The organism is Roseomonas acroporae (genome assembly GCF_023223525.1).
GTDB lineage: Bacteria > Pseudomonadota > Alphaproteobacteria > Acetobacterales > Acetobacteraceae > Roseomonas_E > Roseomonas_E acroporae.
Genome location: NZ_JALPRX010000105.1, coordinates 1 through 14493, shown reverse-complemented (window position 1 = coordinate 14493; position 14493 = coordinate 1). Strand labels below are relative to the sequence as shown.

The 14493-nt window shown below is 74.1% G+C and carries 9 protein-coding genes; all 9 read right to left on the bottom strand.

Going from position 1 to position 14493, the window contains the following annotated elements; genetic code table 11:
• Positions 1–79 precede the first annotated feature (79 nt).
• A complete protein-coding gene (locus M0638_RS22245) occupies positions 80–2089 on the bottom strand; it encodes a glycoside hydrolase family 55 protein (RefSeq protein ID WP_248669156.1) in 2010 nt (669 codons plus the stop codon).
• Positions 2090–2127: 38 nt separating this feature from the next.
• Positions 2128–4587 carry a hypothetical protein gene (locus M0638_RS22240; protein ID WP_248669155.1) on the bottom strand — a complete coding sequence of 820 codons (2460 nt, stop codon included), beginning with the start codon at positions 4585–4587 and terminating at the stop codon, positions 2128–2130.
• A gap of 116 nt (positions 4588–4703) precedes the next feature.
• Entirely contained in the window at positions 4704–7652 is a 2949-nt protein-coding gene (locus tag M0638_RS22235) for a PBECR3 domain-containing polyvalent protein (RefSeq protein WP_248669154.1), read from the bottom strand.
• Positions 7649–10429, bottom strand: coding sequence for a lytic transglycosylase domain-containing protein (locus M0638_RS22230; protein WP_248669153.1), 2781 nt, complete (start codon positions 10427–10429; stop codon positions 7649–7651). The genes M0638_RS22235 and M0638_RS22230 overlap by 4 nt, the downstream gene beginning before the upstream one ends.
• Positions 10429–10950, bottom strand: a complete 522-nt coding sequence (locus M0638_RS22225) for a hypothetical protein (protein ID WP_248669152.1) — start codon at positions 10948–10950, stop codon at positions 10429–10431. The genes M0638_RS22230 and M0638_RS22225 overlap by 1 nt, the downstream gene beginning before the upstream one ends.
• Positions 10950–12899 carry a hypothetical protein gene (locus M0638_RS22220; RefSeq protein ID WP_248669151.1) on the bottom strand — a complete coding sequence of 650 codons (1950 nt, stop codon included), beginning with the start codon at positions 12897–12899 and terminating at the stop codon, positions 10950–10952. The genes M0638_RS22225 and M0638_RS22220 overlap by 1 nt, the downstream gene beginning before the upstream one ends.
• Positions 12899–13516, bottom strand: a complete 618-nt coding sequence (locus M0638_RS22215; protein ID WP_248669150.1) for a hypothetical protein — start codon at positions 13514–13516, stop codon at positions 12899–12901. Before M0638_RS22215 ends, M0638_RS22220 begins: the two co-directional genes overlap by 1 nt.
• Before the next feature lie 105 nt (positions 13517–13621).
• Positions 13622–14170, bottom strand: a complete 549-nt coding sequence (locus M0638_RS22210) for a glycoside hydrolase family 108 protein (RefSeq protein ID WP_248669149.1) — start codon at positions 14168–14170, stop codon at positions 13622–13624.
• Positions 14167–14415, bottom strand: coding sequence for a hypothetical protein (locus tag M0638_RS29165; RefSeq protein ID WP_248669148.1), 249 nt, complete (start codon positions 14413–14415; stop codon positions 14167–14169). The genes M0638_RS22210 and M0638_RS29165 overlap by 4 nt, the downstream gene beginning before the upstream one ends.
• Positions 14416–14493: the final 78 nt, after the last annotated feature.

Below are 14493 nucleotides of genomic sequence, written 5' to 3'. Positions count from 1 at the left end.
TCTCGCTGGACGGAACAAAGGGGCGCCAAATGGCGCCCTTTTGCATTCCCGGTGGCACAGGGCTGACACAGCCCCGGCCTCACCGCCCGACCGCGACGTAGGCGATCTGCACCGTGCCGGCGCCGGGGCTCGGCCGGACCGAGACGGAGAAGCCCGCCGTCGTCCAGCCGGCCGAGGGGGCGGCGATGTTGCGCGCCGTGCCGCCGGCCTCGGCCCAGGTCGCCAGCACCATCAGCGGCAGGGCCTTGAACGGCTGCTGGAAGGCCACCGTGCCGTCGCCCGAGGCGTTCAGGGTGACGGTGGCCGAGCCCCATTTCGTCTCGCAGCCGGCGATGTCGCGCCGGTGGCCGGCCGCTTCCAGCAGCGCGCTCGCCACGACGTTGCCGGTGCCGCTGTCCACCACCGGGGCGAGCGAGGCCTGATAGAGGTTGCGGTCGCCCACCCGGAGCCCGGAGGTCCCGGGCTGGAGGGTGATGCCGTAGCGCACCGCCTTGAAGTCGTTGCCGTCGATCAGCCCGCGCGCCACGCCAGCGCCGACGTTCACCCCGTCGAAGTCCACCGCGCCGGTGGTGTCCATCAGCGTGTTGCCGGTGATGGAGAGGTCGCCCACGCCGGTTGCCGTCGAGGCGTAGATGCCGATACCGGTGGTGTGCGCGGTCGCAGTCGCGATGCGGTACAGCTCGTTCGTCCGTACCTTGATGTCGCACATGTCGGTGACGGCGACGTTCTCGAGGTAGGCGTTGACGTGGTTGCCCTCGACCAGGATGAAGGGCCGCGCGCCCGCGCCGGGGGTGGTGTCGCCGGTGGCGACGATGCCGCGCTCCACCTCCACGATGCTGTTGTCCCGCGCGACCACGCCCTCGCAGCCGCTGAAATGCACGCCGACCTGCCAGTTGTTGATGTTGCACCGGCTGACGGTGCAGTAGACCGGGTGGCCGTTGTGGTAGAGGCCGCCGGCGGTGCCCCGGAAGCGCACCGCGACCGCGCCGCGCGCGAGGCCGGTGTGTGGCGCGCCGGCCACGCCGTTGAAGTCGCAGTTGACGACGTGCCCGAAGGCGCCTGCCACGGTGTCGATGCCGATGTTCCAGCCCGTGAGCTGCGCCGGGATGTCGGGCCCCTCGAAGGAACAGCCCTCCACCAGCAGGCGCGGCCAGATGCCCGGCCAGGTCAGCGAGGCGGCCGAGAAGTCGGCCAGCAGCGCCGTGCCGCGGTTGGTGCCCTTCTGGCGGAAGGTGACGCCCTGGGCATGCAGCGCCTGTCCGTAGGCGGCATAGGCCAGGGAGATGCCGCAGGAGGGGAGGTCGTCCCAGATCAGGACCGACGCCCCCTTGCCGTCGCCCAGCAGCGCGGGCAGCGCGCCGCCCAGGAGCTGGGCCCGGAGCCGGTACGTGCCGCGCGGGACGTAGAGCGCCTTGCCGGCCTGCACCGCCCGCGTCAGCGCCGCCTGCGCGCCGGCCGTGTCGTCGGTCGTGCCGTCGCCCACGCAGTAGTCCCGCAGGTTGACCCGCTCGGCGAAGCGGTCGGCCAGGAGGCGGGGGATCAGGCTGTCAGCGGCGGTGACGGTGGTGACGGAGGCGCTGCCCGGGACCATGACGATGGGCGCGCCGGTGCTGTCGAAGCCGGCCAGCCGGTTCGCCCGCAGGGCGGCCTCCGGCAGTTCCACCGCGAAGCCCTCCGGCACCCGCAGCGTCCGGAGGAAGCCCGCCAGCCGCGCCGCCTCCTCGTCGGTCAGGGCCAGCATGATGTCCTGGAGGATCGCGACGATGCGGTCCAGGCCGGTGTTCAGCGCCTTGATGTCGAGCGTGCGCGCCGGATAGGGGAAGTCCTCCGTGCGCTTGATCTCGATGGCCCGGCTGATGCGGACCTGATCCCCGGCCGCGACCGGGGCGGCCAGCGTCACCGTGCCGGTCTGGAACCCGCCGTCGTAGGCCACCCCCGTCGCGGCGAAGGCCGGGGTGGCGATGCCGTCGATCTCCACCACCAGGTCGGCGGCCGAGAAGAAGGCGAACGGCACCGGGAAGTTCACCTGCCCGTCCGTGGCGATGTACGTGACGCGCGGCGTGGCGGCGGGGATCTGGAGGTGGGCCATGCCCAGCGTATCCAATCCCCCCCGTGGCCCGGCAACGGCTATTCAGGCCCGGCGACAGCCCCCAGGTTCGGCGCCCGGTCGGGCGTGCGGTCGCCCGGTCCCCACCAGAATTCCAGCCCGAAGTCCTGCCGGGCGCGCTGCTCCATGCGGCGGAAGCTGCGGGCATAGTCCGGGTCGGCGATCTCCTGCACCCGGTCCCACAGCAGGCGGTCGAGCGCCAGGCGGGCGTACCAGAGGGTCGAGCCCGGCGTGTTGCGGCGGACGAACTGCGCCAGCTCGCGGCCGAAGTGGGTGTCCTTGCCCTCGGCGGTCGCCTGGATGTTCGCCCCGGTCAGCTTCATCACGTCGTCCACCAGCCCCGCCGTGGGGCCGCCGATCGCCGTCATGTAGAAGGAGCGGTCCGCCCGGGTCAGCGCGCTGTTCAGGAAGTCGCCGAGGATGCCGGCCCCGCCGCCCTGCATGAAGGCGGCCGCCCAGAAGCGCCAGTCCGCCATGTCGCGCGGGTCCCTCCCCTGCGCCACCGCCTTGAGCTGCATGGCGAAGGCGCCGGCCATGGTCAGGCTGACGGCCAGGGCGGCCATGTACCGGCCGTGGTCGCCGGCCCGGTACGCCTCGATCCCCCGCGCGGCGTGGCGCGTCATCATGGTGATGGGGAAGCTCTTGTACTGGCCTGTCGCGCGGAGGAACTCGCCCGACCAAGTGCCCGGCCGGTTGCGCCCGACCACGATCGCCCGCTCGGCGGCGCCCGGCTCCAGCACGGCGAAGCCCCGCTCGGCGTCGATCATCTCCAGCAGGCGGGTGGCGGCCTCCATCTCGGCGCGGCCGCCGCCCCGCACCATCTGCTCGGGGTGGATGAGGCGCACGCCCTCCTCCTCGAACAGCCCCTTGGTGCGGATCAGGTCCCACTGCTCGGCCCCGATGCCGTACCGCTGGAGCGCGCCGCGGATGCCCGGCGCCATGGCGTCCCAGCCCCGCCCGGCCTGATCGGCCAGCGCGCCCAGGAACTCCATGCCGAAGGCCCACTTCGCCGCCTGGGTATGGGCGTTCATGCCGCTGGCGCGCATCACGAAGTCGCCGATCCGGGCCGGGAGGGTCTGCCCCACCTCCTCCATCATGCTGCGCTGCGCGGCCATGGCGCGGCGCGACCAGCCATCGGCGATGAGCCCGGCCCGGACCGCCATCTTCCGGTCGGCCGCGTTGGCCGGGTTCAGCAGCCGCAGGTACTCCCCCATCACCCCGTTGGCGCTGATGCCGTTCCAGGCGGCGGTGGCGCGCATGGTGGGGAAGTCGGCCACCGAGGACAGGACCGCGCTGCCGAGCTGGGCGCTCATCAGCCAGGACCGGATGCCGCCGAAGAAGTTGGCGATCCCCTCGGACACGGGCGACGCGGCCGCGCCCGAGACGTGCTCCCAGACGGCCTCCAGCTTGTTCGCCTGCCACTCGGTCGCCCCGGCCTTGCGCGCCGTGTCGATCAGCACGCGCACCGCGGCGTGCGGGTTCGGGCCGAGGCGCTCCAGCATGGCGATGTCCTGCGCCATGCCGTCGATGTGCCCGGTCAGCAGGTCCCAGATGCCTGCGTCGCCGGTGTTCCACTTCCGGTTCGCCTCCAGCCAGGCGTCCGCCGAGGTCCACTCGAAGGCGCGCCGGTCCGCCCGGCTGTTCGCCAGCTTCGTGCCGCCCCCCTGCCCCGGCACCAGGTCGGACAGGCCCTTCGTGCTGATCCGGTCCCAGGCGTTCGACAGGATCTCGGCCCGGCGCAGCGGGTTCACCGGGGCGTTCGCCTCGTAGTCCCAGATGCGCAGCCGGCCGTCCGCGACCGCCTGCTCCATCCAGTCCAGGAAGGCGCCGCGCCCGGCCGCCTTCACCACGTCGGCGTCCCAGCCCTGCGGCAGGTTCCAGCCCTGCTTGCGGGCGATGGTGCCGCCGGCGGCGTTGAAGCGGTCCACCGCATAGTCCGTGGCCTCGCGCCAGCCGCGTGCCGCGTTGGCGGCCGCGCCGTCGCCCGTGCTCTCGCCGTACAGCTCGCGCACCAGCCGGGTCAGGCCCACCACGTCGCGGCGCAGGCCGAGGGCGGTGGAGCGGTACTGCTCCAGCGTGTCGGCGATCTTGGCGTGGAGGATGCCGCGGATCGCGGCGGTCCGGCCCTCGACGTTGGAATAGGTCGCCTTGCCGGTCAGGTCCCGGGCGAACACGGCGGCCGCGCCCCAGGCCGCGCCGTCCGGGTGCGCGGCCACGTCCTCCAGCATGCGGTTCTGGGCGATGGCCTGGAGGGCGGCCTGCCGCTTCTGCTGGGCGGCGGCGATCCGCCCTTCCTCGGCGGCCCGGGTGGCGGCCGCGCCCTCACCGATGCCTGGGTTCTCCTCCATGATCCGGCGGACCGAGGCCAGGGCCTTCTCCGCGCCGGCCCGGGACATGCGCCCCTGCTCGACGGCATCGTTCAGGCACTTCGCCGCGGAGAAGCTGCCGGGGCCGCTGCTGCGCTCAGGGATCAGGGCCATGGGCCTTCTTTCCTATTACGCCGGGTTTTGTCGGGTTTCGTCGGGTGCGGCGAATAGCCGCGGCGATTGTTCGTTGCCGCCGCGTATCGCCGCGGCGTTTCCACCGGCCACTACCGCTAGCCCATTCCCGCCGCGCCGCCGCCGAGGAAGCACGCCGCCGCTGCCAGCGCGTCCGCTTCGGCCTCTTCCGCCGCGTCGAGCAGTTCGCGCAGCCCGCGCATCTCGCCCGTCACCGGGTCAGGCACCTGCATGTCCCGCGCGGCGGCGATGCGCTGGGCTTCCGCGAACTCGGCGTCGGGCACCTTTGGCTCGGCCTGCGCCTCGGCGATCCGGGTCCCGGCCTCGGCCAGCGCCTTCTGCCGGCCGCGCATCGGGTCGGTCGCCGCCAGCACGTCCCCGGCGGCTGCTGGCGGCGCGCCGAACAGGTCGGGCTCGGGCCGGGTCTTCATGGCCTCGGCCACGTAGGCGTCCAGCCGCCGCGCCACCGTGTCGCGCCCGGCGGCGCCCTTGAAGCCCGGCTCGCGGTACATCGAGGCCAGGATCGCCCGGGCGTTGTCGCCCATGGGCGGGATGTCGAGGTCCCCCTGCGCCAGCATGTCGCCCACCGGGATCCGCTTCTCCCGCGCCAGGCTGACGGTGCGGATCGCCTGGAACAGGTCCGCCGTCAGGTCCATGCCGGGGGCGATCTCGCCCCGCGCCGCGGCGGCGCGCAGCCCGGCCCAGCCCGGCGCAACGTCCTGGATCGCGCCGGCGATCGACCGCAGCCCCTCGGCGTCGCCGTCCAGGATGCGCTCCAGCAGCGGCCCCATCTCGTCGCCGTAGGCCCGGGCCAGGATGGCGGCGCGCAGCCGGCGCGCGCCCTCGGCCGACAGGGTGCCGTCCGCCTTCAGCAGCCGCCCCTGCGCCGTCTGCGGGAGGCCCTGCACGAAGGCCCGGACGAAGGCGGCGTTGTCGGCCGCCGTCACGTCGCCGCCGCGGTAGAGGTCGAGCGCCCGGCCCGCCAGCTCGGCATCGGCCCGCGCCTGCTCGGCCGCGCTCATCGTCAGGCTCGTCTCGGCGTTGGCCTCCCGGACGAAGGCCCGGCGCTCCTCCGGGGTCAGGGCGGACACCCGCCGCGCCACCAGCACCGGGTTCTCGTAGCCGGCGAGGTCGAAGCCCTGAGCCTCCAGCCAGGCGCGGTAGGCGTCGCGCCGGCCGGCCAGCGCCGGGTCCGCCATGGCCTGCCGCAGCGCCAGCACCCGGCCGTTGCCGCTCTCCACCACGTTGTCGGCCGCGACGATCGGCGCGCCGGTGCCGGCCTCGGGCGAGGCGCCCAGCCGCTCCGGCTCCAGCTTCGCGGCGATGTCGCGCACCTGCGCCAGCGAGGCGTCACGGCTGCGGTCGCGCGGCTGCACGCCCTCGGCATGCGGGTAGGCCGGGTTCGGCCGGCCGTCGTCCAGGTGCGAGGGGATCAGGTCCCGCAGCTCGGCCACCTGGGGTTCGACGGCCACGGCGCGGCCGGCGGCGGTGTAGGCGTTGAACCGAGTGAGGTCCGGCGCTATCTGGGGGGCAGCGGTCCCCGGTCCCCGTTGCGGACGTAGAGGTGGGGGCGATCCCGGTCCTGGACCGGGGGGCGATCCTGCCGTTCCGGGGCCGCGCTTCCCGTACCGATACATCGACTTGAAGCTGAGGATGTGGCGCCTCGTGCGCACTTCCTCGATCACGGCCACGCTGCGGTCGGGCAGGTCCTTCTCGAACCGCAGCGTCGGAAGCCCCTGATGCGTGGTGCCGTCGAGGATCACGCGGTCCGCTGTGGCGATGTACTCGCCGATCCGCTGGATGTCCTCGCGCGTCAGCGGCGTCGCGTCGCCGGCGGCGCCGCCGGGGCCGTGCCGCCGCCAGGTGTGGCGCAGCTCGTCCGACTGGATGCTGTGCTGGAGGCCGGTCAGGTCCACGCCGGTGTCGGCCTGAACCCGCGCAATCACGTTGGGCTCGAAGGTGCCGAGCTGCATGCGGCTCGACTGCCCGCCCGGTGCGGCCACGACCTCATCCAGGAACCGCCCGAGGTCGCCGGCGAGGTCCGCCGGATCGGCCTGCCGCAGCGGCACCCGTGGCGCTGGCACGGCGGCGGCCGAAAGGGAGGCCGGCACCGGCGCGATCCGCCCCTGCGCCACGGCGTCGGCCTGCGCGTCCGCCGCCCGTTCGTGGAGCGCCTGCACCTCCTCGCCGGCCGGGCGCCCTTCCTGCTCGCGCAGGCGCACCTCCAGGTTCCGCGCCGCGTCGCCCTCGCGCAGCGCCACCCCGCCGTCCGGCGCCGGCACCGTGCCGCGGAAGGCCCGCCAGCCCTCCAAGAGCCCACGCGCGCCGCCGCCGATCACGGCCCCGCCGAGGAAGCCGCCGAGAGCGTTCCCGCCCACATCCATGTCCAGGCCGAGGCGGCGCCGCTCCCAGGCCGCGCCTTCGGGCCCGAGGTCGGACACCACCTGCGCGCCGGCGCCGATCGCGCCTTCGGCCAGGGCGGTGCCGAGGATGCGCAGCGCCACGCCGCCGGCGATCCGCCCGGCGCCGAGCGGCAGGGTCAGCACGTTGGTGGGGTCGCGCACGGCGGACAGCGCGTCGGCGGCGAGGCCGCCCAGCGCGCCGCCGCCCACCCGGTCCTGCGTCTCGCGCGCCGCCCGCGCCTCCAGCGCCCGCCGGTCCGCGTCGGCCTGGATCTCCTCCGGCATCAGGAACTCGGCCGCCCGGTCCGGATGCTGCCGGCGCGCCTGCTCCACGATGGCGCGGTAGTCCCGGATCGCGATGTCCCGGGCATAGGTGGAGCGCACCAGCCCGCCGAGCGCCGTGGCGTCGTAGGCCACCGGGTTCGGGGCGTTGGCGTAGCCGGCGCCGCGCAGCACCTCCCGCTGGCGCTCGTAGGCGTTGTAGAGGTTGCGCGCCGCGACGCCGGTGCCCTGCGTCTGCTCGGCGTCGGCCCAGCCGAGGCTGAACCGCTCGGCGAAGGTGGCGGGCGGGACCGGCAGCGGGTTCCAGGCGATGCCCGAGACGCGCTCGGCGCCGATGTCGAGGGGGCCCATGGTGCCGCTCATCGGTCGGTCCTCCGGCCGCGCCGCGCGTCATCGGTGCGCTGCCATTCCGGATAGGCCTGCTGCGCCTGGCGGGGCTGCGGCTGGTAATCGTCCACCGCCGCCACGTCCCAGCCGGCATCCTCCGGGGCCACGGCGCCCGGGGCGGCCGGCCGCGCGCGCCCGGCCAGCCGCGCGGTAGGGAGCAGCGCCGACAGCGGCCGGCCGAACACGCTGGTCAGGTAGCTCTGCGTCTCGGCGGGCAGCCCGTCCGCCGGCATGCCCCGCGCCCGCCAGCCGTCCACCCGCTGCGGGCCCCAGTTGTAGGCTGCGGCGGCGAGCACCTGGTTGCCGTCGTACCGTTCGAGCATCTGCCCGAGGAAGCGCACGCCGCCGCGCGCGTTCTGCGCCTCGTCGGTCGGGTCCACCCCGAGCCCGCGCGCCGTGTCGGGCATGAGCTGCATGAGCCCCTGCGCGCCGGCGCTGCTGCGGCGCACGCTGCCCGCCGCGTCGGTGTGGGTGCCGCGGCTCTCCACGGCGGCGATGCGCTCGGCGAAGGCCAGCGGCACGCCGTACTGCTGCGCCAGCGGGGCGAGGAGCTGGCTGGTGCGCTGCGGGATCGGCGCGCCGGGCGCGGCCTCGCCAGCCGGCCCGGCCGGCTGCTGGCTGTAGTCCCGGTTCAGGTCGATCTCGAAGGGCGCGCCGCCCCGGTCGAGCACGTCGAACCCGCCGTACCGGACCCGGTAGCGGCCGGTCCCGGTGGACACCAGCGAGCCGCCGCGGCGCACCATGTCGGCCGTCACCGCCCGGCCGTCGCTGGCCCGCGCGCCGTCCCAGGCGCCGCCGGGCAGCGCCGCCACCCGCTCGGCGAACTGCGTCTCGGTCATGCCCGGCGGCAGCGCCACGCGCGAGCCGCCGCCGAGGAGCCCGCCGCCCCAGACGCCGGTGGGCATGATCTCGTCCACGATGGCCCGAAGCTTCGACGGGTCGAGCACGCCGTCGAGCGTCGGCCGGTCCCCCGCCGCGCCCGTGCGGCTGCGCTGCGCGTAGATCGCCCGGACCGCCTGGATCACCTGCGCCTGCGTGTCCGGCCGCAGGTCCAGCGCCGGGCCCAGCCGGGATTGCACCTCGGCCGCCACCTTGTCCGTGGCGAGCGCCGGCGCCGGCAGGAGCCGCAGCACCTCCAGGCCCTGGAGCACCTCGTTCGAGCGCCGCGTGTCGCCGGCCATGGACAGCCCGGCGGCGAAGGTGAAGCCCCGCACCCGCTCCTCGCGCTGGTCGAGCCGCCCCAGCACCCGGGCGAGCTGCTGCGGCGGCAGGCCGGCGGACAGCCCCCGGATCAGCGCCGTCTGCTGGTCGGTGGTGCCGTTCTGCACCAGCGTGGCCATGCCCTCGATCTCGGGCTTGGTCAGCGGCAGCACGTCGCTGCGCCGCTCCAGCGCACCGATCTGCTGCGCCTGGCGCACCCGCTGCTGGAGCTGCGCCGGCAGGCCCTCCAGGTTCGAGAAGTCGAGCGTCTGGAGCGGTCCGACCGTGGCCTGATGCACCGCCGCGCCGCCGGCGAGGGGGTCGGCCGCGAGGGAGCGGGCCCGCTGCGACGCCATCCGCTCCAGCTTCTCGGCCAGCACCACGTCACGCACCGAGGCATCCGGCCGCAGGGCGCGCATCTGCGCCTGCGCCGCGGTCCGGTCGAGCTCCGGGCTGGAGAGGGTCCGGGCCGCCGACAGGTCGGAATAGACCGCCTGCGTGTCGCGCACCGCCTGCGCCCGCCGGTGGTCGCCGAGCTGGTCGAGCCGGGCCGCCAGCCGCACGCCCTCGTCGGCCGGCACCGGCACGCCGGCAGTGATCCGGGTGTTCCAGTCCTCGTAGTCCCCGGCCGCCTCCGACCGCTCGCCCGCCTGGAGCGCCCGGCGCTCGTTCAGCCGGCTCTCCACGAGGTTCCGCAGCCGCTCGCGCTGCGCCGGCGGCACGGCCGCGCGGTCCATCTCCTGGTCGAGCCGGCCCAAGATCGTCTCGGGCGCGTCCCCATCGGCCGCCCGGTCCATGGCGTGGCGCACCACGCCGAGCTGCGTGCCGTTGTCGAGGGTCGCCGCCAGCCGGGCATCGGCCTCCTCGCGGGTCCGGCGCCCGAGGCGCACGTCCTCGTCCAGCCGCGCCCGGAGCCGGTTGACCCCCTGCTGGTACTGCGGGGTGCCGACCTGGCCGCCATAGGCCAGTCCGGCGAGATCCTGCTCATCCTGCTGCCGAAGGAACTCGCTGGCCTGCGCCGCGGCCTGCCGCCCCTCGCTCGCGGTCGCCAGCGCCACGGCCTGCCCGTGCTGCGCGCCGATCTGGCGCAGCCGCGTCTCCAGGGCCGGCCGCACCCACTCGGGCAGCTCGCCGATGCGGCCCCGGACATACCCCGTCCACCGCGCCTCCCACTGCGCCGGGTCGTTGCCCACCTGCGCGCGCAGCCGCACCGCCTCGTTCGTGGCGTCCACCACCGCCTCGTCGCCGACGCGGGCGAGGATGATGGCGTTGGCCCGTCGGCCCGAGGCGTCGCGCCAGTCGGCCTCGGGCGGGACGACGAGGCTCCCGTCCGGGTCCCGCACCGCCGCCTGCTGCGCGGTGTGCTCGGCCTCGGCCAGCCGGCGCTGCTCTGCCTGCTGCGCCATCTCGTCGCTGAACATCCCGAGCTGCTGCCCGACGCGGGGGAGCGCCTGCGCCAGCGCCGCCATGCCTCCGGCGGGCGGCTGCGAGATCGGGATGTTCGGCGGCGGACCGAGGATGGACGAGGGCTGGAGGACCGGAACCTGCGCCATCAGCTCTTGGTCTTTCCGCCGTAGGCGTTGCTCAGGAGGTTGTACGCCTTGACGCTCCGATCGGCCGCCGTCGCGGCGCTGCTGACCGCCTGCGTGTAGCCGGCCGCCATCGTCGCGTCGGCCTGCGTGTTGCCGGTGGCGAGCGCGCGCTGCGCCGCCGTGCCGTACTGCGCGGAGGACAGGTCGCCCGTGATCCGCGCGTTCGTGATGTCGTACATGGCGCTTTCGGTGCTGTAGCCAGCGAGGGCATTGGCCGTCGGGCTGTCGATATCGCGCCCGCCTGCCGCGATGATCGCGTCCTGCGCGCGGAGATTGCGGTTGAGATTGGCGCGCGTCCGCGCCTCCTGCTGCTTCGCCGCCGTCTCGGCCGCAAGCTGCTGCTGCTCGTACTGCTGCGCCTGCGCGGCGGCGGCCGACCGCTGCGCCTTCGCCTGCGTGTTCGCCGCCTGCACCGACATGACCGTGCCGCCGACCGCCGCGACGGCGCCGACGATGCCGGCGATTGCTGCCACATCGGCCATTAGCTCACGTCTCCCACGATCATCTCTCGCGTCAGCGCCAGCACCGTCACCTTGACCGCCTGCGGCACGGTCAGGTCGAACTGCGCTTCCTTGCTGATGCCATAGGTACGGACCTTGAGCGTGCCGGTGAACGGGTCCGGCGGCGTGTCGAAGTCGTCGCCCTGGAACGCGATCTGGAGGTCCCGGCCCGCCAGCGTCAGCATGCCGGCACGGTCCACCTGCGCGTGCACCGCCAGCAGCCGCTTCACGCTTTGCCGGGCCGGGCCGTCCTGTAGGTCGAACGCCGCCGGCATGGGGCGGATGATCTGCTCGAAGGCATATCCCGCCTCGATCTCGTACAGGTCCGGCACCGTGTCCGGCAGCGAGATCACCCCGCCGCCCGATACCGGCAGATCACCGATGTCGTGCCCCCGCGTCGTCACCCTGACCGTCCGCCCGGCGAGATGCGCGAAGCCGGGGAACGCGCGGGCCTTGCTGCCGGATGTGGCCCGCGCGGCGCAGTCGAGGGGCGCGGCGTCGTCCACGAAAAGCTCCACCGTGTAGACGCCGTTCCGCAGCGCGATGGTGAAGATGTCCTGCGTGACGGCGCAGACATGCATGAAGGCGCCGTCCGTCTCCCACGGGACCCAGCAGACCACGTTCTCGCTGCGCACGTTGTGCAGGACCGCGAGCGTCCCATCGCCGTTGCGCATGATGGCAAGCTTCGTCGGCCGGCCGCTGGAAGGCTGCGCGGTCGTGGCGCATGTCGGCTCCCGGATGAGGTGTTCGGCGAGGAGGCTGTTCGGCGCGACCTGCAGCGTGTCGAGGCTCAGGTTGTACAGCGCCTCCTGCACGATGCGCCCGCTGTAGTCCACGAACATCACCGAGTTGTCGAACAGCCACGCGCGAGGGCGGCCGGCTCCCGTCTCGCTGATCTGCCGGAAGCTGACGTTGCTCGGCGTCGGCGGCTTGTTGTCGCTGCTCGGGATGTACCAGACCCCGCTGTCGGTCAGGATCATCACGCGCTCGCCGGCCAGCATGTGCAGCACCGTGCCGGGCGCGCCGGCCGCGATCGTCTCCACGATGGCATCGCCATCCGCCGCCTCGCCGGTGTCCCAGGAGAAGTAGGCGCCGCTGCGGCTGCCCCAGATCCCGTTCGGCAGCGCGGGCGAGCCGCCGAGCCACAGCCGGCCAGCGACGAACGCGCCCGTGCCGGGATAGCCGAAGGCGTCCGACCACGCCTCCTCCAGCCAGTTCGTGGTGGGGGCCGCGAAATCGTCCGCGCCGTCGCCGTTCTCGTCCTGCAAGCTGCTGGTCGCGTCGAGCCATTCGGCGTCGCACAGCGTCGGGCTGCTGACGCCCGTGATCCGCATGCGCTTGTTCTTCCACGACAGGTCGCGCCCGACCCAGGCCGAGGAGAGGAAGCCCGCGCCGCTGAACGTCACGTCGGTGTGGACGCCGGCCGCGCCCACCGCCGACACGCTCATGGTGATGGCCGGGTCGCGCATCCTCCCCAGCGGCGCCCGCTCGACGGGCATGGCGCCCACCGAGAAGGTGACGGCGCTGGTGCGCAGGATGCGCTGCGGCTTCATCGTCTGGTGGAACAGCAGCAGCGTGTCCGCCGTCTGCGCCCAGCCCATCGTGGGTAGCATCGCCGCGGTCCACGGGCCGGTCAGCGTGCCGCAGTGCGTGCCGGCCGGGGTCCAGATGTCGGCCCGCCCATCCGCCAGCGCCACGAGGTATCGCTGGTCGGCCGAGAACACGAAGGGGATCAGGATCGCCGGCCACGCCGGCAGCGCGGCGAACCACCGGGTGCCCGGCCGCGTCTTGGTCCCGCCCTGGCTCAGCGGCAGCCGGTTCAGCAGCCGCGCGGCGCCGTTGCGGTAGGCGGCGATGTCGGAGCGGGCCATCATCAGGGGCGACATCTCGCCCTGGCTGAAGTTGGTCAGGGCCAGCTTGACCTTGGGCATCAGGCCGGCCACCGCCCGAAGCGCCCGCCGAACCGGGCCGGGATCAGCCGGCCGTGCCCCAGCAGCCGCCGCGCCGTCTGCCCCTGGCTGTCGGCCCGCCGCGCGCCTGCCCAGTCGAAGGTCTGCGCCACCATGCGGGCGAGGCTGGTGTCCTCGCGCAGCCCGATCGCCAGCTTCACCGCGAGGTCGCGCACCACGCCGGCGGTGAAGTAGCCCGGCCACATGGCCTCGTTCGGGCGGAAGGTGTAGTCCATCACCAGATCGCCCGCGGCGCTGGTCAGGGCGTCGGTGAACACCTTGTCGTCGTAGCGATCATAGGTGACCGGGACGTCGCCCTGCGTGACCGCATGCACCGCCAGCACGTCGGACGGGTCCTGGTAGGCATAGGCCCAGCGGCCGGGCGGGGTGTCCTGCAGGCGGGTGAGGAGCGCCTGCTTCGAGGCGAAGCGCCAGCGGTACGGGGCGCCCCCGGGCACCGTCAGCGCCTCGCGGACCACCCCCTCGTATTCCCGCTGGCAGGCGCGGCCCTCGGCGCTGTCGTCGTCCAGGGACACGATGTCGTCCGCGCCGACGCGGGCCAGGGCGCGGTTCGCGATGTCGATGGCGGTATCCGGCATGTCGGGTGCTCCCGCATGCCGGCTTCCAATATGGGCCGCCGCCGCGCAACCGTCAGGCGGCGGCCGCCAGCCGCGCCGCGATCTCGCCGGCCTGGGTGGGGCGGGTCAGGCGGCCACCGGCATCCCGACCCCGGCGAGCCGCTTGCCCAGCGCCGTCGCCTCCCGGGCGCGGCGAGACCAGCCGCCCCCGTAGATCGGCCAGGTGCTCAGCGTCCGATAGAAGGCGATCCGACCGGTCTCGTAGCGGTCGAGGAACCCGGCCACGTCCCGCACCGCATGGGCCTTGGCGACGGTGATCGGCCCGATCTTGCCGTCCTGCGCCACCCCCAGGAGCCGCTGGAGGATGATCGGCGCCTGCACCATGTTGCCGCAGCTCATGTCCGCCACCACGAGGTCGATGCCCGCGGGCAGCTCGTCGCAGCGCCAGCGGTCCCAGTATTCCTGGCGGTAGATCGGCCGCACGTCCTCGCGGGTGATCTTCTGCATCCGCGCCTTGGTCGCCCAGGCCAGGGGCTTGCCGTGGTAGCTGGCCCAGGTGGCGGCGATGACGCCCCAGGCCGTCATCCCGCCCGGGTCGCGGGGATCCAGATGGTACGGCTGGCCGTCGTTGTTCGGGGCCAGGATGAAGTCGAAGAACTCAGGGAAGTGGTTCACGGCGTGGCCTCCGGGATCGGCCGGCTCGGCGCCCGCACGCGGATGCGGGGCTTTGGCGCGGGGACCACGACCGAGGGAACGGCCGGCGAGCCGAGCGGCCACACGGGCACCGGCGGCGGATAGCCGGTCTTGTCCCACGGGTAGAATTGCGGCGCCGGTGGCAGCGTGAGCGCCGGAACCGCCACGCACCTGCCGGTGCGGTGACATTCCCCGGTGCAGTGGCAGGTCGCCATGGTCCCGCTCACGCCCCGCGCTCCCCGAGCCCGTCGGCCTGCGCCGCGGCGAGCGTGGCGCCCAGCACGGCCGCCGTCTTGCTTGCCTCG